Below are 21,591 nucleotides of genomic sequence, written 5' to 3' on the forward strand. Positions count from 1 at the left end.
TCTAGGCTGGCAGTACCCCGAATGCGAGCAGGGCCATGACCGCCAGGCCCAGCGGGATGCGCCACAGCGCGAACCAGGCAAAGGAGTGGTTGGCCACGAACTTCAGCAGCCAGGCGATAGACGCATAGCCCACGGCAAAGGCAATTGCGGTGCCCACGAACAACTGGGCGCCTGAGGCGGCCTGTCCGGCGTCGGGGCTAAAGGCGTCAGGAAGCGAGAAAAGCCCCGAGGCCAGCACAGCAGGGATGGCGAGCAGGAAAGAGTAACGGGTGGCGACCTCGCGATCCAGGTTCAAGAACAGGCCAGCCGAGACCGTGCCGCCGGAGCGGGACACACCCGGGATGAGCGCCAGGCACTGCGCGAAGCCCATGATCACCGAATCGCGCATGGTCAGCTGGTCGAAGCTGCGCTCGCGGCGGCCCATGCGCTCGGCGAGGATGAAGACGAAGGAGAACAGCACCAGCATCGTGGCGGTGATCCAGAGATTGCGCAGGTTATCGCGGATCAGGTCCTTGCCCAGGTAGCCCAGTACGGCCACGGGCAGGGTACCGACGATGACCATCCAGCCCATCCGGTAGTCGAAGGTCTGGCGGTGAACGCGGCGGCCGTGCTTTCCGGTGAGGTCGGTGAGCCACTCCCACACGCCCTTGCACCAGGCGCTGGCGATGTTCCAGATGTCCTTGGCGAAGAACACCAGCACTGCCAGTTCTGTGCCCAACTGGATAACGGCCGTGAATGACGCGCCGGCATCTTCGCCCCACAACAGGGTGGAAAAGATGCGCAGGTGGCCGGACGAAGACACAGGTAGGAACTCCGTGAGGCCTTGGATAAGCGACAGAATGATCGTCTGCGCCCAAGTCATATCTGTAGTCATGGGGATTGAGCCTAGTCCTTCTCCCCCGCCTTGAAAGAGTGACGTGGCCGGACTGGTAGCGTTAGAACTTGTGAATGTGCACGTCAATCGCTTTAGCCGAACCCTCTGTGTGACCGCCACTGCCGCCCTGGCTCTGGGGGCACTTACTGCCTGTGGATCCGACGATCCGGTAGACAACGCGCCCGTTGCCGGTGAGCCCGCGCAGCCACAGGACTCCCCTGATAGCTCCTCCGGCCTGGGCGAGCAGATCAAGCTGGATGCGCCTACCCTCGGGGCCGCGCGCATCGGCCTTTCTGCCGACGAGAACGCGCCGGGGGCGAACCAGGTTGCGATACTTACGAAGGGCAAGGTGCACTTTATTGACGCCACCAGCCCCAAGGACGAGCCGCGTCAGGTAGATGTGGATGATTCCTGCGACAACATTTCCACCACCGCGACTGGCGTGGCGGTGGCTTGTCAGGACAAGGCAATTGAGCTGGGTCCGGACGGTAAGGAAATTCGCAGTCTGGATGTGGACGGCAAGGTGACCACCGTGACCTTCCTGGATAACGGCAAGGCTGTGCTGGGCAAAGCTGGCGAGGATAAGGCCCGCTTCTACGACAAGGACGGCAACGAGACCGGCGATGCGATCGTAAGTCGTAGCCTGGACGAGGCCGTGTTAGTCAATCCTCACGGACGCGGGCAGCGCGTGGCGCTAATTGACCGGGGGCAGACCAGCATTAACGATGTGGACGTGGACGATGGCTCGCTGAATGCTTCCCTGCGCATTGGCCAGGGCGTGGGGCAGGTGGCCACTGGACGCGGTGACGACGGGGTGCTAGTCGCCAGTGACGCGCGCCAAAACCAGATGCTGATTTACACCATGAACGACGTTGTGCGCCTCCACCAGGCGATCCCCACGAAGGCTTCCCCGTGGGGCGTGGCGTGGGACGCGAAGCGCCAGCTGGCCTGGGTCGGCTCGACAGAAGAAAATAAGCTTACGTCCTTCCGCATTGATAGCGGTGCGCCCATGAAGGTTGCCGAGATAGAGGCACCGAGCAAGGTGCGCGAAGTTATGGACGTCGCCAGCGGCGCGTTGGTGCTGGTCACAGAGGACGGCAAGGTCAATGTGTACAGCGCACAGAGTGTGGATGACGCGGTGAAGGATAAGCAGACGACGCCGGATGAAGAGTATCCGGTGAAGAAGGGATAAAAGGGGATCAGAAATGCTGAAGAAGTTTCGCCACGGCGCCTATCAGATGGCGCTGAAGGGGATGTTTACCCTGCGCCCAGAGCGCATCCACGGACTAATGTCCCGCGGCTTGCAGCAGGTGGCGGGATCCAGGGCTGCCCTCTCCGCTATGGATGGCGCGCTGGCCGTGCACGATGAGGCGCTGAGCCAGCAGATCGCCGGGATCACCTTCCCGCGTCCGCTCGGCCTAGCCGCGGGATTCGACAAGGACGCCAAAGAGGTCGACGCCTGGGGCCCGCTGGGCTTCGGCTTCGCGGAGATCGGCACCGTAACTGCCCTGGCACAGCCAGGAAACCCCACCCCGCGACTGTTCCGCCTACCGGAGGACAAGGCCATCCTCAACCGCATGGGGTTCAACAACGAGGGCTCCCGCGCAGCCGCTATGCGCTTGCAGAAGCGCAGCACGGACATCCCGGTGGGCGCGAACCTGGGCAAGTCCAAGCTGGTGGCTGCCGAGATTGCGGATCGCGACTACCGCGAGTCAGCCAAGGCAATCGGCGGGGTGGCCGACTACCTGGTGATCAACGTCTCCTCCCCCAACACCCCGGGGCTGCGCGACCTGCAGGCGGTGGAGTCCCTGCGCCCGATCATCCGTGCAGTGCAGGAGGAAAGCAGCCGCCCACTGTTCGTGAAGATCGCCCCGGACCTGAGCGATGAGGACATCGACAAGGTCTGCGACCTGGCCATCGAGATGGGCGTGACGGGGCTGATCGCCACGAACACCACCATCAGCCGCGAGGGGCTGAAGACCCCGGCACACGAGATGGAGGCGATGGGTGCGGGCGGAATTTCCGGCGCTCCGGTGGCGGCCCGCGCGCTGGAGGTGCTGCGCCGCCTGGCGGCCCGCGCCGACGGGAAGCTGGTTTTGATCGGCGTGGGCGGAATCGACTCCCCGCGTGCAGCGTGGGAGCGCATCGCCGCTGGTGCCAGCCTGATCCAGGGCTACACACCGTTCATCTACGGCGGCCCGGATTGGATCCGCGAGATCCACCAGGGTCTGTCCGCACAGCTGAAAGCCCACGGCCTGGAGAACATCTCGCAGGCCGTGGGCAGCGGGTTGCCGTGGGTGGAGGCCTAAACTAGTTTTCTGCCCATCCCCAGATGATGCCGCGGGCGGTCGCCTTGAAGTTCAGGTTAAAGCCCAGGACGGTCGGGGTTTGGCGGTCATCGATGTCCAGCTCCTCGCCCACCGCATGGACGGCGAACAAGTAGCGGTGTGGGCCGTGGCCGGCCGGCGGGTTGGCGCCGTAGTAGCCCCAGGAACGGCTGTCGCCGCGTAGCGCCACCGCCCCCTCGGGCAGGCCGCTTAGGTCCTCGTTGCCAGCACCGAGAGGCAGGGAGGTTACATCCGCCGGAATGTTAAAGACTGCCCAGTGCCAGAAGCCGCTGGCCGTAGGGGCGTCCGGATCAAAACAGGTAACCGCGTAAGTCTTCGTGCCCTCCGGGCCTTTAGACCAGCTCAGCTGGGGCGAGACGTCGTTGCCTCCCAGCTGGTCCTCGGGTAGACGATCGCCGTCGGCGAAGGTCTCGCTGGTGACCTCCAGTGCGGGCAGGTCCGTCAGCGGCGCGTACGGATCCGGGCCGGGGAAACGGTCGTCGATATAAGTGGGCTGGTGCTGTGCGTTGTTATCGGACATAGCACCACGCTAGTCAAAGCTTTCGACGAGCGCACTAAAGTGCTTATCCATATACAAGTAACTCGTCCTGACCTGTGTATTTGTGTAAATCACTGGCTTGGCATTAAAGTGACGGGAGTTGCCACCACTTCTCGTGGTGTGCGCAACCCAAGTCCGGGTGGCGGAATGGCAGACGCGCTAGCTTGAGGTGCTAGTGTCCTATTAACGGACGTGGGGGTTCAAGTCCCCCTCCGGACACAACATGAAAATCCCCCGCTTTGTAGGCCACGCCTTTAGCGCGTGGTGGGGGCTAAAGCTGCGGTACCGCTTCCTAAGCGTCCTCGTGTCCATCCTGCTGGTCGCTTTCGTCTACTTCGTCCCGAAACCCGCGGTGGAGGATATTCGCACCTGGGTGGCCTCCTCGGGCGCGTGGGCGCCGTTGACTTTTGTGGTGCTGTTGGTCGCCTTTACCCAGCTGCCGCTCCCCCGCACCATCTGGACCATTGCCGCAGGAGTGATGTTCGGGTCCCTGTGGGGTTCAGTGCTGGCGCTGGTGGGCGTGGGCGCCTCTGCCGCGCTGTCGCTGGTTTTGGTGCATGCCGTCGGTGGCAAGTGGGTGGAAAAGAAGACCCGCGATGCCCAGCGCATCCAGTTTCTGCAGGAAAGGATCGCCGAGCGCGGCTGGATTGCCGTGCTGGGGCTGCGCATGGTTCCGGCCATACCCTTCTCGCTGCTGAACTACGCCTGTGGGCTGAGCCGCATCCCGTTTGTGCCCTATGTGCTGGCCACAATCGTGGGTTCTGCGCCGAACACCATCGCCACGGCCATGGCCTCCGACGCGCTCGCAACGGGCGGTCAGCCGTGGATTCTGCTCCTCAGCGTTGTGGTGGTGTGCGCCGGTTTCGCGCTCGCCGCGAACGAGATTCGACTCTGGCGCCAGCTGCGCAAAGCCAATGAAGTAGGTTTATAAACATGTTTGCCGTGTATGCCGCCTATCGGGGCCGTTCGCAACGCCGTGGAGAGTACGTCCGCGACGTCGCGGCGGCGCTGGAGCGATCCTCGATGGTCGAGTCCGTGGAGATGAAGGGCATCGAGGACTTCGTCTGCATCGCGCCAGGCCCCGACGAGGCCGGCGGTCTGGTGATGTCTTTGCTGCAGGCGGGTGACTTCGCGCTCGGCATTGGCTCGGTGGTTGCGGAGGTTGATGGGGACGCCCCGTCGTCCGTGGAAGAGACCATCGGTGCAGCCACCCGCGCGGTGACCCGCTCGCAGCGTGCGGGTGCGGTATCGGTGCGGATTGAGAAGCCAGGCCCGGGCGGTGTGATCGCCCCGGGGCGGGCGGCCGAAGTCGCCCAGGACATCGCGGCGGCCTTCACCCTGCTGGCCCACGTGCTGGCGCGGCGCACAAAGGAGGGCCGCGAGGCCACTGCCCTGCTGCGCGCTGGGCACTTGCAGGCCGAGGCGGCGGAAATTGTGGGCATCAGCAAGCAGGCGATGAGTCAGCGGCTGGCCGCAGCGGGCTGGCATGCGGAGCAGGCCGGCTGGACCCTGGCCGTGCACATGCTGGCCAGGGCAGACGAGCTAAAGAACTAGCGTTCGTTGTAGGGATTATCAAGCGCCGCTTCGTCGACGGGCTTGTTTGCCACGGCGTTGGCGGCGGCAACTGCCTCGGCGATCTCGGGTGAGGAGGCGGTGTTGAACCAATCCTCGGAGCTCGACTCGTTGGCCTGCTCGCGAGTGGCATCGTCCACCGGCTTCGGCTCGTAACGGAAAACGCCCTCGTCGTCCTTCTTGGCCAGGGCCTTGGCGAACTGCTCCAGGGAGTCGCCGAACTGCATTGGGATCATCCAGGTCTTGTTGGCAGAGCCCTTCGCCATCTCCGGCAGCTTCTCCAGGTACTGGTAGGCCAGCACCTCCGGCGTGACCTGGGCGGACTTGATGGCGGCGTTGACCTTCTGGATGGCCTTGGCCTCACCCTGGGCCTCCAGGTAGCGGGCCGCGCGGGTACCCTCCGCGCGCAGGATGGCTGCCTGGCGCTCGGCCTCTGCGGCCAGGATGTGCGCGTGCTTTTCACCCTCGGCGGCCAGGATGCGGGCCTGCTTCTCACCCTCGGCGGTCTTGATGTCCGACTCGCGGCGACCCTCGGCGGTAAGAATCATGGCGCGCTTCTCGCGGTCCGCCTTCATCTGCATCTCCATCGACTGCTGGATGGATGCCGGCGGGTCGATGGCCTTCAGCTCCACGCGGGAGATGCGCAGGCCCCACTTGGTGGTGGCCGCATCCAGCTCGCCGCGCAGGCGGCGGTTGATGACCTCACGGGAAGTCAGGGTCTCCTCCAGCGTCATGCCACCAACCACATCGCGCAGCGTGGCGACGGAGATCTGCTCCACGCCGACGATGTAGTTGTTCACGCCGTAGATGGCGCGGGCCGGATCGTTGATCTGGAAGGTAACCACGGTGTCGATGGCGACGGTCAGGTTATCCTGCGTGATCACGGCCTGGGGCGGGAAGCTCACTACCTGCTCACGGGTATCGACCTTGTCGCGGATTCGGTCGACGAACGGAACGAGGATCGTCAGACCGCCAGAAACAGTGCGGGTGTACGTACCCAAGCGTTCGATGACTGCCGCCTCACCCTGCGGGATGAGGGCGACCATCTTGATGATGATCGTCGCAATGATGACCAGTAAGATCACCAAGAAAATTGTGAAGCTCATGCCTTAAGCCCTTCTAATTGTTTCGCCACACGACCGCCGTCGTGCCGTCGATGTCTATCACTTGCACGGACTCTCCTTGGGGGTAAGTATCCCCCACGTTCGCCGAGCGGGCTGACCACAGCTCGCCGGCGATGCGCACCATGCCACCGCTTTGCACATCGTCGGTGACAGCCTCTACTACCTCAGCGGTCTTGCCGGTCAGCTCGGCGTAGTCAAACGTGCGCGTCGGAGTCGTCTGCAGGAAGCGTTTGCGTAGGATGGGCCGGATCGCCAGGGTGGTCGCTAGCGAAGCCACGCCGAAAACCACAATCTCCGCCCACACCGGAATATCCGCCAGCGAAACTCCGGCGGTGATCAACGCGGCCGCGCTGAGCATGAGCAAGGACATGTCCGCTACCAGGAGCTCGCCGAGAGCCAGCACTCCTGCCGCGATTAACCAAATGATCGGACCCATAGTCAGGATCCTAGTTGGTGGTTCAGTATTCCGGTGGGACAGTAACGAAATCGATCAACCTTTCCACCGCACCAATCAAAGTGGAGTCCAGATCGCGGAAGGTCTTAGCCGCAGCTGCCACCCGGCGCCAGCCGTCCTGCGGGGTACCCCATCCGAGTTCTTGGCACACGCCGGTCTTCCAGTCGGTGCCGCGTGGGATCTTCGGCCACGCGCGGATGCCCACGCTTTGCGGCTTCACGGCCTCCCAGATGTCGATGTACGGGTGGCCGGTGACCATCACGTGCGGGCCTAAGGATTCGGTCAGCCGCGCCTCCTTCGTTCCCTCGACGAGGTGGTCCGCGAGCACGCCGACGCGGCGGGTGGCTGAAGGCTGGAATTCGGCGAGCCGCTCCGGCAGATTGTCGAGGCCCTCCAGGTACTCGACGACCACGCCTTCCACGCGCAAGTCATGCCCCCAGACTTGTTCGACGATCGCCGCATCGTGAATGCCCTCCACCCAAATGCGCGAGGGCGCCGCGACCTTGGCTTGCACGTTCTCTACGCGCCGCGAACCGGAGTTGGAGATGCGCTGCTTCGGTGGCAGAATCTTGGGATCTACGTAGCGAGTCAAGGTAATAGGCTTGCCTTCAAGTAGGAATGCGCCCTCGCGTAGCTTGAACAGGCGCGTCTTACCGTAGCGATCTTCCAGGCGAATGAAGTCGCCGTCGGCAGTCTTCTCCCCGCCCACCACGGCGCCGACGAAGTCGTCGGCAATGACCTCCACCACCATGCCCAGCTCCGGCGCGACGCGCGGAATGCTGGGTTTCTGGTTGCGGGAATGACCCTTCATGATGTCACCGTAATTGAAGCTCATGGGCAACCAGCTTAGGCTAGGAAAAATGACTGATCCGGTACCGACGTGGCTTGGGGCGCAACTCTGGTCGCCCGTGCAGAACACCTCCCTGTGGCTGGCCTGGTGGCTGCACGGGATTATCGGGGCGGATGAAGTAATCGACGCCTTCCACGCCACCCAGGGCAAGCACCACCGCCTGGAGCCCGACGGCGGCGGACTCGTGGAGATGCTCGGCCAGATCCGCTCCGTGGCGGACGAGGCGCCAGTCGGGTTGGACGAACGTCCCCTGATCCAGCTGGCACTCTCCGGCCCCGGCGACGCGACCGTGCTGCCGGTCGGCCCGGAGGGGGCGTCACTAATCCTTGCCGACCGCGACCCCTTGGTCAGTCACGTGCTTAGCCCTCGTGTTATTGACGCCCACCTGGTCAGCTGGTCCTGGGATCAGGTGGAGGGCCCGGTTCCGCCGCTGCCGGTCTATTCGCCGGGCGAGGCGGATCAGCTGCTGCGTGAGGCTGCGGATCATGCAACGAGGATGGTGCGGAACGCGGGGCACGTGCCGAGCGGTGGCGCGGCGTTTCAGCGCGCCGAGCTGGCGGTGGGCGCCTTGAACGATGCCTTCGGGCTCCCCGGAATGCCGCCGGGAGTGCCCAGTCGCGCCGCCAAGCTGATGGCCAGGGCCGATCAAGTGGCGGCGATTGTGGAGGTCACGAAGCGCTCCGAGGTGGGTGCGAGCTTGGACCCCCATCTAATGCCAATGCTCCGGGCGGTGAGGACCGCCCGGATGGTGGCTGTGGATTATGCGCAGCGGGAGCTACTGCGTTAAATCATCACTCGATCATGCGGACTGCCATGGGCTGCATGCCGCCCCAGCGCACGTCGGAGATCTTGACGACATCGCCGGACTGCGGAGCCTCGATCATCTTGCCATCGCCCAGGTACAGGGCGACGTGGCCCGGCCAGAACAGCATGTCGCCGCGCTTGGCCTGCGAGGAAGGGACCTGCTTGCCGGCCGTGTACTGGTAGCCAGAGTAGTGCTGTAGCTCGATGCCCACGCCGTAGAAGGCGTACATCATCAGACCGGAGCAGTCGAAGCCGACCTTGTTGTAGTCGCCGTGCGCGTCGGCTACGCCGCCGTCGCGGATACCCTTGGTCGGGCCGTGGAAGTTACCGCCGCCCCATGCGTAGGGCAGGCCCAGCTGGCTTTCAGCGCGCTTAATGACGCGCTCGATCTTCTCCTCGGCGGTGCCGGAGGTGTCCGGGCTGCTCGGATCCAGGGCGTCAGCGATGGCCTCAGCCGGGTTTTCCGGAGCCTCCGGAGTCTCCGGGGTAGCAGCTGCGTCGGGAGCCTCCGGGGTCTCAGGTGTCTCTGCAGCCCCCGGCGTCTCCGGAGCCTCAGGAGTCTCTGGGGCCTCTGCAGCCCCCGGGGTCTCCTGCGCCGCCGGCGCGGTGCTTGTACCGGCGCCCATGGCGCGGTCATACTCCTGGCCTGCGGTCTCGCGGCCTGCGCGGGCAGCGGCGCCCACGGCACCATCCGGGTTTCCGGACAATGCGGTGGTGAAGCCGGCCATCAGCGCGGATTCGCCGGCCTTGCGCAGACCGTCGAGGGCAGCCTGGCGCTCGTCATCGCCACTGGGGTTCAGGTCGTAGGAGGACTGCAGCTCCGCCGGGAGCTCCGGCAGACCCGCCGGGTTGCCAAGGGAACCCTGTGCCGGGGACTCGTCGGACTGGTCAGATTCAGTGGTCTCGTTAGCCTCAGCCGGCTGAGCGTCCTCAGTGGACTGAGTCTCCTCCGCCTTTTCATCGGCCTTCTCGACCTTGGCACCCGCGTTCTCGGCTGCCTTCTCGGCGACCTTGCGCTTGTCCCAGCTAGAAGCCTCCGGGTGGGTGTTGGTGAAGGTCTCCACGGCGGCACGAGCCTCGCGGAGCGCCTTTTCCGCCTTCGACTTCTCATCGAGCAGGCGCTTGTATTCCTTCTGCTTCTCGGTGAGGGTCTTCTGGGAGTTGTTCAAGGTGTCGCGCGCGGTGTTGTACTTGCTTACCGCGTCGTCGACGGCGGAGTTCGCCTTATCGCGGGAGTCGCGCAGCGAGGACTCCTCGTTGGCGTTCTGGGTACGCGCCAGGTCGAGGCGGTCGACTTCGTCCTTCTGCTTCTTGGAGGCTGCGTCGATGTAGGAGGAGCGATCGAGCGTGTCACCAACCGCGTCACTGCCGCCGGCAGCCAGGTTCACGGCGGAGGCGTCGCCGCCCTGGGCGTAGGCGGAACGCGCGATGTCGTTCAGCTTCGACTGTGCCTTGGTTACCTCGGTGTCGGAATCCTTGAGGCGTCCGCGTGCGTCCACGACCTTGTCCTGGGCCGTTTGGGCGGCGGACTGGCTGTTGACGAGGTCGACGCGGGCCTTGTTGGCATCTTCTCGCAGCGAGCCCATGAGCGTCTCCATCTCGGAGACCTGGGACTTGGCGCGAGAAACCTGGCCGACGAGGTCGGCCAGGAAGCTTTCAACGGTACGCTTGTCGTCGGCCTGGGCGACCATAGTCGTCGACTGGAGCGTCACTCCAGCGGTCACTGCGACGGCCAACACCGTTCGCTTACGGCTTTGTGGTCGTGGTGTCACGATCGATTCTCCTGGTGTTTATACAACTGGCTTTGAAGCGAGCGAAACCCTCGGTCCAGCTGGCCGCACTTCCCCATGCGACCAGTACAGGTCCCGTCGGGTGACTCTCAAAAATCACTTCGAGATCAACTCGTTTCAAAAGTTGACACTGGGAACCCTAGAGCACACGAGTCAAGGCCGTAAACTTTTTCACCATGAATCCCATGAATCGCACTAGTCACATAAGTAACGGCAATTGCCTTGACCTGCGAATAGTAACGGAAAAGTTACAAGTGTGATTTATGGCACATTTATGAGCGCGTAGGCGTGTCGCATTGCGTCACCTGTAGAAAGCCCCCGTTTTTCTAGATTTACCCTTAAGGTTAGTCAAGCCCCCAGGATTGACTATTTTAAACCGTTACCTACTTCTGCTTGGTCCATGGCTTTGATAACGAAGCGATTACGGCTGCGACTGCCACTGCCAGGACCACTCCCACGTTGGCCAGGCCTGTGGGAGTTTCGTACCCCGCCGCCTGGTTGAGGAACTCCTGAGTCGCCTCTGGATGGCTGTTAGCGCTAGAGAGAACCGTGTAGTTCGATTCGATGGCATAGCGCGACAGATTCTCCGATACAGCCGTCGCCTGACTTGGCGACTTCAGGATCACCGTGTCCGCGCCCGTACCGTCCAGCACTTTCTGCGCCATGTCGCGAAGATTGTTGTGGCGCTCCCCGTCCTGGTTGATGTAGCCGATCTTTAGGGTGCCTATTTTGGACGCCGACTCTCCCCTCCCGGTGGCCTCAACCACCTCGTTGAGGCTCTTGGATAGGCCGGCCGATCCAGACTCCACCTCAGTCGGGAAACCCTCGGCGACGAAGACTGGGGCGTCATTAAGAGAGGCAATGAGCTGCGCAACGTCGTCCGAAGGGGCGGGGTTAGGCGTATCGGTCATGGGACGTTTTTAGCACCAAAAGAGGGGTGGGGGTATCGGCGACACGCTTAAACCTGCAGGATTCGCAGCAGGACAATCGTACTGTTAAAATTTCTAGTGACGTCGCGGCAAGAATGCTGCCACAATGGTAAGCAGAGCCTCCGCCGCGGGCGGCTGTCCCGTGCGTGGCGGCGACCACAACGACGACGACATTTCGACTAAGAGAAGAGATTAAAGGAGCTCACTGTGGCTGAAAGCATCAACTCCTTCGATTCCAAGAGCACTCTGCAGGTCGGCGAGAAGTCCTATGACTACTTCGCGCTGGACGCTGTGCCGGGAATGGAGAAGCTTCCCTACTCCCTGAAGGTTCTCGGCGAGAACCTGCTGCGCAACGAGGATGGCAAGAACATCACTCGCGAGCACATTGAGGCCATCGCCAACTGGGATCCTTCCGCAGAGCCCAACTTCGAGATCCAGTTCACCCCGGCCCGCGTTATCATGCAGGACTTCACCGGCGTGGCCTGCATCGTTGACCTGGCTACCATTCGTGACGCCGTTGTTGCCCTGGGCGGCAACGCAGACGACGTTAACCCGCTGAACCCGGCTGAGATGGTCATCGACCACTCCGTGATCATCGAGGCATTCGGTAACGCCGACGCTCTGGAGAAGAACGTCGAGATCGAGTACCAGCGCAACGACGAGCGCTACAAGTTCCTGCGTTGGGGCACGGGCGCCTTCGAGAACTTCCGCGTTGTTCCTCCGGGAACCGGCATCGTCCACCAGGTGAACATCGAGTACCTGGCCCGCTCTGTCTTTGACAACAACGGCCTGGCATACCCGGACACCTGTGTTGGTACTGACTCCCACACCACCATGGAAAACGGCCTGGGCATCCTGGGCTGGGGTGTCGGCGGCATCGAGGCTGAGGCTGCAATGCTCGGCCAGCCGATCTCCATGCTGATCCCGCGCGTCGTTGGCTTCAAGCTGACCGGCGAGATCCCGGCTGGCGTTACCGCCACCGACGTCGTTCTGACCATCACCGACATGCTGCGCCAGCACGGCGTGGTCGGCAAGTTCGTCGAGTTCTACGGCAAGGGCGTTGGCGAGCTGCCGCTGGCTAACCGCGCAACCATCGGCAACATGTCCCCGGAGTTCGGCTCCACCGCGGCTATGTTCCCGATCGACGAAGAGACCGTGAAGTACCTGGAGCTGACCGGCCGCGACCAGGAGACCCTGGACCGCGTCGAGGCTTACGCCAAGGCACAGGGCATGTGGCTGGACCCGGAGAAGGAAGTCGAGTACTCCGAGTACCTCGAGCTGGACCTGTCCACCGTCGTTCCTTCCATCGCTGGCCCGAAGCGTCCGCAGGACCGCATCGAGCTGAACGACTCCAAGGCACAGTTCCGCAAGGATCTGCACAACTACATCGACGCCGATGCTTCTGCCGCTACCCCGGACTTCGACGCAGAGGGTCCGGCAACCGAGAACACTTCTGCCCAGGCTGCCGGCACCCCGGCATCCGCTGCGGACGCCAAGGGCAACATTCCTTCCGCAGCTGCAGGCGCAGAGGGCCGTCCGTCCAACCCGGTCACCGTCAACTACAACGGCGAGGACATCGAGCTGGACCACGGTATGGTTGCCATCGCTTCCATCACCTCCTGCACCAACACCTCCAACCCGTCCGTCATGGTCGGCGCTGGCCTGCTGGCACGCAACGCTGCTGCCAAGGGTCTGAAGTCCGCACCGTGGGTTAAGACCTCCATGGCACCGGGCTCCCAGGTTGTTAACGGCTACTACGAGAAGGCGGGCCTGTGGAAGGACCTGGAGGCCATGGGCTTCTACCTGGTCGGCTACGGCTGCACCACCTGTATCGGTAACTCCGGCCCGCTGCCGGAGGAGATCTCCGCGGGCATCAACGAGGGCGACCTGGCCGCCACCGCTGTCCTGTCCGGTAACCGTAACTTCGAGGGTCGCATCAACCCGGACGTCAAGATGAACTACCTGGCGTCCCCGATCCTGGTTATCGCCTACGCGATCGCCGGCACGATGGACTTCGACTTCGAGACCCAGCCGCTGGGCCAGGACCAGGATGGCAACGATGTCTTCCTGAAGGACATCTGGCCGTCCACCGAGGACATCGAGGAAGTTATCGCTTCCTCCATCACCAAGGACCTGTACGCCGAGGACTACGCAAACGTCTTCGAGGGCGACGAGCGCTGGCGCTCCCTGGAGGTTCCGTCCGGCAAGACCTTCGACTGGGATCCCAAGTCCACCTACATCCGCAAGGCTCCGTACTTCGACGGCATGAGCAAGGAGCCGGAGGACGTCAACGACGTCAAGGGCGCTCGCGTCCTGGCTCTGCTGGGCGACTCCGTGACCACCGACCACATCTCCCCTGCTTCCACCATTAAGCCGGGCACCCCGGCTGCTCAGTACCTGGATGCAAACGGTGTGGAGCGCAAGGACTACAACTCCCTGGGCGCACGTCGTGGTAACCACGAGGTCATGGTTCGCGGTACCTTCGCTAACATCCGCCTGCAGAACCAGCTGCTCGACGGTGTTTCCGGCGGCTACACCCGCGACTTCACCCAGGAGGGCGGCCCGCAGTCCTTCATCTACGACGCCGCTATGAACTACCAGAAGGAGAACACTCCGCTGGTCGTTCTGGGTGGTAAGGAGTACGGCACCGGCTCCTCCCGCGACTGGGCTGCTAAGGGCACCCTGCTGCTGGGCGTGAAGGCCGTCATCGCCGAGTCCTTCGAGCGTATCCACCGCTCCAACCTGATCGGCATGGGCGTTGTCCCGCTGCAGTTCCCGGAGGGTGAGTCCTGGAAGTCCCTGGGCATCGAGGGCACCGAGACCTTCGACATCGAGGGCATCGAGGAGCTCAACAACGGCTCCACCCCGAAGACCGTCAAGGTAACTGCCACCAAGGAGAACGGCGAGAAGATTGAGTTCGACGCCGTGACCCGCATCGATACCCCCGGTGAGGCAGACTACTACCGCAACGGCGGCATCCTGCAGTTCGTTCTGCGCAACATGATGTCCGGCAAGTAAGGAATAACTCCTTATAGGCCTGGCATGAGGCGGTGACCGGCGCCCTCTTCCCCTAAGGGGAGAGAAGCGCGGGTCACCGCCTTTGTGCTCTTAGACAACTCAACGAGGTTTAAGCAGATGCCCAAAGTAAGCGACACGGACCTGGCAGAGCGGAAGGTCGAGATCCTGTCCGGCGCGCGCCACTGCTTCGCTACCTACGGCTACGACGGCGCGACCGTCGCCCGGTTGGAAGAAACCATCGGCAAGTCCCGCGGGGCGATTTTCCACCATTACGGCAACAAGGATCAGCTGTTTCTCGAGGTTGCCCACGAGGACATGCGCAAGATGGCCGAACTAGCGGCCGACGAGGGTCTTATCGGCGCCATTCGTGCGCTCGTCAAGTCAAATGACTTGACAGATTGGTGGGGTATGCGTGTGGAGATCACCCGCCGGGTGAACATCGACCCCTGCTTCGCGGCCAAGTGGGAGTTGGATCAGCTGGCGCTGCGCGAAACCGTGCGCACCCGCCTGCGGGAGCAGCGCGCCAGCGGGCGAATCCGCAGGGACGTGGAGGTAGAGACGATCGCCCAAACCCTGGAGTTGGTGCTCGAGGGTGTGCTTGGGCGGCTTGCCCAGCGGCAGGGTACCGAGGGGCTGTCCGACGCGCTGGACTTCGTAGAAAGCGCGCTGCGTTCCCCCGGACAGTAGGCTGTCCAACCCGGTGAGTAGCATGTAGTGCATGATCGCAATCATGACCGTCACCGGGCTGGACCACACCGGAATCATCGCTGCCGTGTCCACCGCCCTGGCCGAGCTAGACGTCAACATCCTCAACGTCTCCCAGACCATCATGGACGACTACTTCACCATGATCCTGCACGTTCGTATCGACGACTCCCAGCACGGGATCGCCGACGTGCAGGACCGCATGGCGGAGGTCGAAAAACAGGAGAAGCTCGTCATCCGAGTGCAGTCGGAGGCCATTTTCTCCGCCATGCACGACGTGTAAGGGTTCTGGAGGGTTAAAGAATGAATCCACGTCGTGGCGTCACAAACCAAAGCAACAACATCCTAGAAACCATCGAGATGATCGAGAAGTACCGTCTCGACATCCGAACGGTAACGATGGGCATCAACCTCATGCCCTGCATCCGCGAAACGATGGAGGCCACCGCCGAGGCGGTGTTCGAGCGCGTGGTGGACTACGCGCGGAACCTCGTGCCGGTGGCTCAGGAGATCGAGCGGGAGCTGGGCATCCCCATCGTGAACAAGCGCATCTCCGTGACCCCGGTTGGCGTCCTCGCCTCCGCGGTAGAGGGCAACCCGGTGCGGATTGCCGAAGCGCTGGATCGCGCGGCCACCGAGGTGGGTGTGAACTTCATCGGCGGCTACTCGGCCCTGGTGGACAAGGGGGCCACGCGCGGCGAGCTGGACCTGATCCGCTCGCTGCCCGAGGCGCTGAACGAAACTAATGTCGTCTGCGCGTCCGTGAACGTCGGCACCTCGAAGGCCGGCATCAACATGAATGCGGTCCGCGAGATGGGGCACGTCATCAAGGATGCCTCCACTTATGGGCCGGGCGGCACGCTGGCCTGCGCGAAGCTGGTCGTGTTTGCCAACTCCGTCTCCGACAACCCGTTTATGGCTGGCGCCTACCACGGGGTGGAAGAGCAGGACTGTGTGATCAACGTGGGCGTATCCGGCCCCGGCGTGGTCGACCGCGCGGTTGCCGGAATGGAAGGTGCAACGCTCAACGAGGTCTCCGAGGAGATCAAGCGCGCGGCGTTTAAGATCACCCGCACCGGCCAGCTGGTCGGCGTGATGGCCGCCCAAAGGTTGGGCGTGCCCTTCGGCATCGTGGACCTGTCCCTGGCGCCCACCGCGGAGCTCGGCGATTCCGTGGCGCACATTCTGGAGCACATGGGGCTCGGTCAGGTGGGCACCCACGGCACCACCGCTGCCCTGGCGCTGCTGAACGATGCGGTGAAGAAGGGCGGCATGATGGCCTGCTCGCGCGTCGGCGGCCTCTCGGGTTCGTTTATCCCGGTCTCTGAGGACAAGGGCATGATTGACGCTGTGCGCAGCGGAGCCATCAGCATCGACAAACTGGAGGCCATGACGGCCATCTGTTCCGTCGGTCTGGACATGATCGCCATCCCGGGCGACACCCCCGCGGAGTCGATTGCTGGAATGATCGCCGACGAGGCCGCCATCGGCGTGATGAACCATAAGACCACCGCCGTGCGCGTGATCCCCGCCGTCGGTACAAAGGTTGGCGACGACGTGGACTTCGGTGGCCTGCTGGGCTACGCACCGGTGATCGGCGTGAACCGTGCAAGCAGTGCCGAGTTCATCAACCGCGGTGGCTTCATCCCCGCCCCGCTGCACGGCTACCGCAACTAGGAAGGATTACTCGCTCGCATGGTGCAGGTCTTCAAGTACGGTCGCTCCTCGGTTGTCATCGACGATCCGCTCGACGGGCTCGTGCGGGGCGACCAGTCGGGCACATTCGATCAGCGGTGCACCCTCCCCGCCGGGTCGGTCGCGCTGAACGCAGCGCTGTCGAACAACGGCCGCATGCCCGTTGCCGGCAACACTGCGGGCTTTAGCGTGGTGCAGACGGTGGTGCTGACAATCGGCGTGGTGCTGTTTGGCCTGGGTGGCTTCCTGGCCGCCCGCGGAGGCACCCAGACTCTGGTCATTGGTCTGGTGATCGGGGCCATTGGCCTGCTGATGGCGGGCGTTGCCCTCTATAGCGCCTCCAAGCGTCGCGGTCAGCTGCGGATCCTGGGCAAGGCCTGGGGAAATGGCTGGTTGCGCTTTGCGCCCGCCCGCGTGGGCGGCGTGTGGATAACGCGGGTGTCTACCCACAACGACAACGGGGAGCGCATGAACACAGAGCGCCGCTACTACTACAAGGCCATGGTGCAGGCCTACCCCACCGACGGCACCGAGCCGTTCACGTTCCGCACCAGCGAGTTCAACGCCCCGGCCAACTGGGAGGGGCGCCCCTATAACCTGCACATGGCCGACGGCCCCATGGACGTGCTGGAGCCCGAGTTCACCAACGGCTGGACCATCTGCCGGTACATCGCGGGCCAGCCGGAAACGGCCACTATTTCTACTGACCTGTCGGCCAAGCAGGTCAAGGCGGCGCTAGAGGTTTCGCAGATCCGCTAACGCCCGCAGCAGCTGGCCGTGGCGGGCGGGGATGCGGGAACGCAGGATGATTTCCGTCCGCGTGCGCTGCACGCCTTCGACCTCCTGCAGTTTGAGGGTGATCTGCTCCAGGTGCTCGTGGTCGCGCGCCACCACCCGGCACGATAGGTCGTAAGGCCCGGCGATAGAATGCGCCTCCGTGATCCACGGGATTTTCAGGATCGCCGCCGTCGCCTGGTCGAGCGCCCGCTGGTCCAGCGTGACGTGCACGAAGGCGCCCAGCGGGAAGCCTAGCGCACCCGGGTCGAAGTGCGGGGCGAAGCTGCCGATCACTCCCCTTTCCACGAGCTTGTCTATGCGGCTGCTCACCGTCGCTCGCGCCACCCCGAGCACCCGCGCGTACTCGCGCACCCCGGCCTTGGGCCTTTCGTTGAGTAGCATGCAGAGTTCGATGTCTGTCCGGTCGAGATCCCTCATTCTTCTGACCTTTCTTTGTGACGCCCCTTCGCGGCCTGTTGGCAAGAAACATCTACTTTTGTGTGCAAATCTGTTGTCGCTTGGGTGGGATTTTAGGCCATTGGCTTAGTTTTTAGGGTTGGAACCCAAAAAATCTTTGCTAAGTGAACTATTTTTCCGTAGGCGCTATCGAGTGCGGTTCGCTGTCGCTTAATGTGATTCAAACCACAAACTGACAGCTCGCACGAAAGGGTGAACAGCGATGACCTCCACCTTCATCCCCGACTCAATCTCCCCCGTCCAGGATCTCCCCGACTACACCCAGTCGCGCTACCGGGAGAAGACCGGGCACATCCACTTAACCGGCATCCAGGCGCTCGTGCGCACCGTGCTGGATCGGGCGGAGGCGGACCGCGAGATTGGGCTGCAGACCTCCAGCTTCGTCTCCGGCTACGAGGGGTCCCCGCTGGGCGGGTACGACCTCGAGCTGGGGCGCCGCAGGTCGCTACTCGGCCAGTTTGATGTGCAGCACTTCCCTGCCGTCAACGAGGAGTTGGGCGTCACGGCCGTAGCGGGATCGCAGATGACGGATCGGGCGACGGTCAAGGAAGGCATCGACGGCGTGGTCGGCTACTGGTACGGCAAGGCGCCGGGGTTGGATAGGGCGGCCGATGCGCTGCGGCACGCGAATATGACCGGCACCAGCGGCACGGGCGGTGCGGTGGCCTTCGTGGGCGACGACCCGACGGCGAAGTCTTCGACGATCCCGTCTGCCTCCGGGCGGATCCTGGCGGACCTGGGGTTGCCGACCCTCGTGCCGGCGGACGCGGGCGACGTGCTGCGCCTCGGCACGCACGCGGTGTGGATGTCGCGCTACAGCGGCCTGTGGACGGCGCTGCGCATCACCACTCCCGTGGCCGACGGCTCCGCCAGCGTGGACCTGGAGGCCATCCGCACGGCCACGACGGCCCGCGGCCTGGAGCGCGGCGGCGAGCACGTGCCGGAGGCCCGCCTGCTGGGCAAGCGACTGCTCGACCTGGAGGATACCCGCGTCGGCGAGCGCATCCAGCGCGCCCTGGAATACGCCCGCGAGCACCAGCTGAACCGCTGGTGGGGCACGTGGGACGGCGACCACGTGGGCGTGATCTGCGCGGGCAACACATCCCTGGAGGTCGCGGAGGTCGTGGGCGAGGCGCGCGTGCGCATTCTGCAGCTGGCGATGACCTACCCGCTGGACCCGCAGGAGCTGGAGCGCTTCTGTGAGGGGCTGGATACGCTCGTGGTCGCCGAGGAGCTCGGTACTCACCTGCTGGAATCCGTCCGCGCGTGCCTCTACGACCTCCCGGTACGCCCCGCTATCGAGCATGTGAATGATCCGCTGAAGCAGCTGCCCAAGCTGCTGCGCAACGAGGGCATCGAGGTGGCCGGAGTGACAAGCGGCCCCACCCGGATCTCCCTGCCGCTGGCGGTCCCCAACCGCGTGCCCCACTTCTGCTCCGGCTGCCCGCACAACCTCTCCACCCGCGCGGACGAGGACACGCTGGTCGGCGCTGGAATCGGCTGCCACGCCATGGTGATGCTGATGGACGACAAGCGCGTGGGCAAGATCATGGGCACCGCGCAGATGGGCGGCGAGGGCGCACACTGGATCGGAATGCACAGCTTCGTGTCCGAGGAGCACTTCGTGCAGAACATGGGCGACGGAACGTTCCTGCATTCGGGATCGCTGGCGCTGCGGGCAATGGTGGCGTCCAAGGTAAACGCAACCCTGAAGCTGCTGCACAACGGCACGGTGGCGATGACGGGCGGGCAGGATCCCGTGGGGCAGCCGAGCCTGGCGGGGTTGGTCGACATGGTGCGGGCCGAAAACCCGGCCAGGATCGTTGTGACCAGTGACGATGTGCGGCGCACGCGGCGCGCCCTGCGGGGTTCCGGCGTGCAGGTGCGCCCGCGCGAGGATCTGGCCAAGGTGCAGAAGGAGCTGGAGGCCCTACAGGGTGTCTCCGTGCTCATCCACGACCAGGAGTGCGCCGCCGAGAAGCGCCGCGCCCGCAACCGCAACCAGCGGGCCCAGGCGACCGAGAAGATCGTGATCAACGAGCGCATCTGCGAAGGCTGCGGCGACTGTGGCGAAAAGTCCGGCTGCCTGTCCCTGCAGCCGGTGGACACGCAGTTCGGCCGCAAGACCCGCGTGGATCAGACCAGCTGCAACACCGACCGCTCGTGCCTGTCCGGTGACTGCCCGGCCTTCACGACCGTCGTTGCGGTCGAGGAGAAGCGCGAGGTGCCGCCTATTGACGCCACCGCGCTCGACCCGGTGCCGGAGAGCACACTGGACAGCAAGCACCCGTGGAACATACGCATTTCGGGTGTGGGCGGCACGGGAGTGATGACGGCCTCTGCAGTGATCGCCACCGCCGCGCACCTGGATGGACTTGCGGTGCGGGGCACGGACATGACGGGCCTGGCGCAAAAGGGCGGCTCGGTGGTCTCTGACCTGCGCATCTCTAGGAGCATTGGCCAGCACACGGGCACGGTGCCGCGCGGCAGCGCGGACCTGCTGATCGCGTTGGACGGCGTGACGGGTGCAGAAGACGCCAGCACCTCGGTACTCAACGCGGCGCGGACGGTTGCCGTGCTGTCGAATTCCGAGACTCCCACAGGGCAGATGTGCACCGACGTTAAGGCCACCCGCCCCGACGGCGTGCAGATCACCGGTGCGCTGGGGCATGCGGCGAAGCGGGCGATCATCACCGACGCGATCCGCGTATCCACCAAGCTCTTCGGCGAATCCACCTTCCAAATCATGCTGCTGATCGGCGCTGCGGTGCAGGCCGGTGCCCTGCCGGTGACCCCGGAGTCGATGGAGAAGGCGCTGCGGATCAACGGCAAGAAGGCCGAGGCCAACATCCAGGCCTTCCGCCGCGGCCGTCAGTTAGTCAGCCGCCCGGAGGCGCTGATCGAGCTGATGGGCGTGGAGCCCGACTACGCCCAGTACCAGGAGGTTCAGCCTCTGGATCGCACCCGCCAAAAGATCGAGGAGGCGCTGGAGCCGAGCCTGGTGGACGAGGTTGCGGTGTACTTCGACGAGATGCGCCGCTGGGGTTCCGAGCAGGACGCCCAGGATTACCTGACCGACGTGCGCGCGGTCTACGCCCACGAGCGGCGCGTGAACCCGGATGGCCCCGCAGAACTGACCCGCAGCTTCGCAGCCGGACTGCATAAGCTATCCGCCTACAAGGACGAGTACGAGGTCGCCCGCCTGGCGCTGGACCCCGGATTCGCGGAGGCCCAGAAGGGCGGCAAGGTCACGGTGCAGTTCCAGCCGCCGCTGCTGCGCTCCCTGGGGCTGAACCGCAAGATCGGCCTTGGCCCGCGGATGCGCCCAGTGCTCAGTGCGCTGGCAAAGGCCAAGGGGCTGCGTGGCACGCGCCTGGACATCTTCGGCTACGCGGAGGTGCGCAAGTTGGAGCGCAAGCTTGTCAATGCCTACCGGGAGGAGATCCTGAGCCGGGCGCGGAACCTGCACTCACCCGAGCAGGTGGCGGAGCTGGCCTCCCTGGCCGCTGCAGCCGACGGGGTCCGGGGATTCGAGCAGCAAAAGATCGACAGTGCGCACGAGTTGCTGCAGAAATTGGGGCGCGCGGGCGTCAAAAAAATAGTAGATAGACCAAGCGGTCTGTTACAGTAACGAAT

At 64.0% G+C, this 21,591-nt stretch carries 19 protein-coding genes and 1 tRNA gene; 12 read left to right on the forward strand and 8 right to left on the reverse strand.

The window, feature by feature from the left end:
* Window position 1 precedes the first annotated feature (1 nt).
* Window positions 2-874, reverse strand: a complete 873-nt coding sequence (locus MHX66_RS00440) for an undecaprenyl-diphosphate phosphatase (protein WP_239198374.1) — start codon at window positions 872-874, stop codon at window positions 2-4.
* A 109-nt stretch (window positions 875-983) separates the two neighbouring features.
* On the opposite strand from MHX66_RS00440, the gene MHX66_RS00445 reads away from it, so the two are divergent.
* Both MHX66_RS00445 and MHX66_RS00450 read left to right on the forward strand, forming a co-directional pair.
* Window positions 984-2,066, forward strand: coding sequence for a hypothetical protein (locus tag MHX66_RS00445; protein WP_239198377.1), 1,083 nt, complete (start codon window positions 984-986; stop codon window positions 2,064-2,066).
* Window positions 2,067-2,079: 13 nt separating this feature from the next.
* Window positions 2,080-3,183 (forward strand): quinone-dependent dihydroorotate dehydrogenase, encoded by a 1,104-nt coding sequence (locus MHX66_RS00450; protein WP_239198380.1) that lies wholly within the window; start codon window positions 2,080-2,082, stop codon window positions 3,181-3,183.
* A gap of 1 nt (window position 3,184) precedes the next feature.
* Here the strand turns inward: MHX66_RS00450 and MHX66_RS00455 are convergent, their stop codons facing one another.
* Entirely contained in the window at window positions 3,185-3,742 is a 558-nt protein-coding gene (locus tag MHX66_RS00455) for a YbhB/YbcL family Raf kinase inhibitor-like protein (RefSeq protein ID WP_239198384.1), read from the reverse strand.
* Window positions 3,743-3,893: 151 nt separating this feature from the next.
* Here MHX66_RS00455 and MHX66_RS00460 point away from each other — a divergent pair.
* The 3 genes from MHX66_RS00460 to MHX66_RS00470 all read left to right on the forward strand — a co-directional run bounded on the left by MHX66_RS00460 (window position 3,894) and on the right by MHX66_RS00470 (window position 5,314).
* Window positions 3,894-3,979 (forward strand) — tRNA-Leu (locus MHX66_RS00460).
* Window positions 3,980-4,064: 85 nt separating this feature from the next.
* Window positions 4,065-4,691: a TVP38/TMEM64 family protein gene (locus MHX66_RS00465; RefSeq protein ID WP_239198387.1), complete on the forward strand. Its 627-nt coding sequence runs from the start codon at window positions 4,065-4,067 to the stop codon at window positions 4,689-4,691.
* A gap of 2 nt (window positions 4,692-4,693) precedes the next feature.
* Entirely contained in the window at window positions 4,694-5,314 is a 621-nt protein-coding gene (locus MHX66_RS00470) for a hypothetical protein (RefSeq protein WP_005294724.1), read from the forward strand.
* Here the strand turns inward: MHX66_RS00470 and MHX66_RS00475 are convergent.
* The 3 genes from MHX66_RS00475 to MHX66_RS00485 are packed head-to-tail and all read right to left on the reverse strand — an operon-like array spanning window position 5,311 to window position 7,745.
* On the reverse strand, window positions 5,311-6,438 hold the full coding sequence (locus MHX66_RS00475; protein ID WP_239198390.1) for an SPFH domain-containing protein: 1,128 nt from the start codon (window positions 6,436-6,438) through the stop codon (window positions 5,311-5,313). The two genes, MHX66_RS00470 and MHX66_RS00475, sit on opposite strands and share 4 nt — an antisense overlap.
* Before the next feature lie 13 nt (window positions 6,439-6,451).
* The gene (locus tag MHX66_RS00480) at window positions 6,452-6,892 is read right to left on the reverse strand and encodes an NfeD family protein (protein WP_239198393.1); all 441 of its coding nucleotides are present in this window, start codon (window positions 6,890-6,892) and stop codon (window positions 6,452-6,454) included.
* A 22-nt stretch (window positions 6,893-6,914) separates the two neighbouring features.
* Entirely contained in the window at window positions 6,915-7,745 is an 831-nt protein-coding gene (locus MHX66_RS00485) for a DUF3097 domain-containing protein (protein ID WP_239198396.1), read from the reverse strand.
* 25 nt (window positions 7,746-7,770) lie between these two features.
* Between MHX66_RS00485 and MHX66_RS00490 the strand changes: the two genes are divergently transcribed.
* Entirely contained in the window at window positions 7,771-8,547 is a 777-nt protein-coding gene (locus MHX66_RS00490) for a hypothetical protein (protein ID WP_239198399.1), read from the forward strand.
* A gap of 4 nt (window positions 8,548-8,551) precedes the next feature.
* Here MHX66_RS00490 and MHX66_RS00495 read toward each other — a convergent pair whose 3' ends face one another.
* Window positions 8,552-10,336 carry a DIP1281 family NlpC/P60 protein gene (locus MHX66_RS00495; protein WP_239198402.1) on the reverse strand — a complete coding sequence of 595 codons (1,785 nt, stop codon included), beginning with the start codon at window positions 10,334-10,336 and terminating at the stop codon, window positions 8,552-8,554.
* 401 nt (window positions 10,337-10,737) lie between these two features.
* On the reverse strand, window positions 10,738-11,265 hold the full coding sequence (locus MHX66_RS00500; protein ID WP_239198405.1) for a DUF6676 family protein: 528 nt from the start codon (window positions 11,263-11,265) through the stop codon (window positions 10,738-10,740).
* A 225-nt stretch (window positions 11,266-11,490) separates the two neighbouring features.
* Between MHX66_RS00500 and MHX66_RS00505 the strand changes: the two genes are divergently transcribed.
* The 5 genes from MHX66_RS00505 (at window position 11,491) to MHX66_RS00525 (ending at window position 17,460) form a co-directional block, all read left to right on the forward strand.
* Window positions 11,491-14,301 carry an aconitate hydratase gene (locus MHX66_RS00505; RefSeq protein ID WP_239198408.1) on the forward strand — a complete coding sequence of 937 codons (2,811 nt, stop codon included), beginning with the start codon at window positions 11,491-11,493 and terminating at the stop codon, window positions 14,299-14,301.
* Between the two features lie 117 nt (window positions 14,302-14,418).
* A complete protein-coding gene (locus tag MHX66_RS00510; protein ID WP_239198411.1) occupies window positions 14,419-14,988 on the forward strand; it encodes a TetR/AcrR family transcriptional regulator in 570 nt (189 codons plus the stop codon).
* Window positions 14,989-15,019: 31 nt separating this feature from the next.
* Entirely contained in the window at window positions 15,020-15,289 is a 270-nt protein-coding gene (locus tag MHX66_RS00515; RefSeq protein WP_005294749.1) for an ACT domain-containing protein, read from the forward strand.
* Window positions 15,290-15,309: 20 nt separating this feature from the next.
* A complete protein-coding gene (locus MHX66_RS00520) occupies window positions 15,310-16,683 on the forward strand; it encodes a PFL family protein (RefSeq protein ID WP_239198414.1) in 1,374 nt (457 codons plus the stop codon).
* A gap of 18 nt (window positions 16,684-16,701) precedes the next feature.
* Window positions 16,702-17,460 (forward strand): hypothetical protein, encoded by a 759-nt coding sequence (locus MHX66_RS00525; RefSeq protein ID WP_239198417.1) that lies wholly within the window; start codon window positions 16,702-16,704, stop codon window positions 17,458-17,460.
* Here MHX66_RS00525 and MHX66_RS00530 read toward each other — a convergent pair.
* On the reverse strand, window positions 17,437-17,916 hold the full coding sequence (locus MHX66_RS00530; protein ID WP_239198420.1) for an Lrp/AsnC family transcriptional regulator: 480 nt from the start codon (window positions 17,914-17,916) through the stop codon (window positions 17,437-17,439). The genes MHX66_RS00525 and MHX66_RS00530 overlap by 24 nt on opposite strands.
* Window positions 17,917-18,157: 241 nt before the next feature.
* Between MHX66_RS00530 and MHX66_RS00535 the strand changes: the two genes are divergently transcribed.
* Entirely contained in the window at window positions 18,158-21,586 is a 3,429-nt protein-coding gene (locus tag MHX66_RS00535; protein WP_239198423.1) for a DUF6537 domain-containing protein, read from the forward strand.
* The last annotated feature ends 5 nt before the right edge of the window (window positions 21,587-21,591 follow it).

The organism is Corynebacterium sp. ACRPH, assembly GCF_022347285.1.
GTDB lineage: Bacteria > Actinomycetota > Actinomycetes > Mycobacteriales > Mycobacteriaceae > Corynebacterium.

Excerpts from the sequence above, each read along its gene's own strand:
- MHX66_RS00530 (WP_239198420.1), bottom strand. The coding sequence starts at position 17,916 with ATGAGGGATCTCGACCGGACAGACATCGAACTCTGCATGCTACTCAAC.
- MHX66_RS00440 (WP_239198374.1), bottom strand. The coding sequence starts at position 874 with ATGACTACAGATATGACTTGGGCGCAGACGATCATTCTGTCGCTTATC.
- MHX66_RS00500 (WP_239198405.1), bottom strand. The coding sequence starts at position 11,265 with ATGACCGATACGCCTAACCCCGCCCCTTCGGACGACGTTGCGCAGCTC.
- MHX66_RS00450 (WP_239198380.1), top strand. The coding sequence starts at position 2,080 with ATGCTGAAGAAGTTTCGCCACGGCGCCTATCAGATGGCGCTGAAGGGG.
- MHX66_RS00535 (WP_239198423.1), top strand. The coding sequence starts at position 18,158 with ATGACCTCCACCTTCATCCCCGACTCAATCTCCCCCGTCCAGGATCTC.
- MHX66_RS00510 (WP_239198411.1), top strand. The coding sequence starts at position 14,419 with ATGCCCAAAGTAAGCGACACGGACCTGGCAGAGCGGAAGGTCGAGATC.
- MHX66_RS00520 (WP_239198414.1), top strand. The coding sequence starts at position 15,310 with ATGAATCCACGTCGTGGCGTCACAAACCAAAGCAACAACATCCTAGAA.
- MHX66_RS00470 (WP_005294724.1), top strand. The coding sequence starts at position 4,694 with ATGTTTGCCGTGTATGCCGCCTATCGGGGCCGTTCGCAACGCCGTGGA.
- MHX66_RS00475 (WP_239198390.1), bottom strand. The coding sequence starts at position 6,438 with ATGAGCTTCACAATTTTCTTGGTGATCTTACTGGTCATCATTGCGACG.
- MHX66_RS00525 (WP_239198417.1), top strand. The coding sequence starts at position 16,702 with ATGGTGCAGGTCTTCAAGTACGGTCGCTCCTCGGTTGTCATCGACGAT.
- MHX66_RS00515 (WP_005294749.1), top strand. The coding sequence starts at position 15,020 with ATGATCGCAATCATGACCGTCACCGGGCTGGACCACACCGGAATCATC.
- MHX66_RS00485 (WP_239198396.1), bottom strand. The coding sequence starts at position 7,745 with ATGAGCTTCAATTACGGTGACATCATGAAGGGTCATTCCCGCAACCAG.
- MHX66_RS00480 (WP_239198393.1), bottom strand. The coding sequence starts at position 6,892 with ATGGGTCCGATCATTTGGTTAATCGCGGCAGGAGTGCTGGCTCTCGGC.
- MHX66_RS00490 (WP_239198399.1), top strand. The coding sequence starts at position 7,771 with ATGACTGATCCGGTACCGACGTGGCTTGGGGCGCAACTCTGGTCGCCC.
- MHX66_RS00455 (WP_239198384.1), bottom strand. The coding sequence starts at position 3,742 with ATGTCCGATAACAACGCACAGCACCAGCCCACTTATATCGACGACCGT.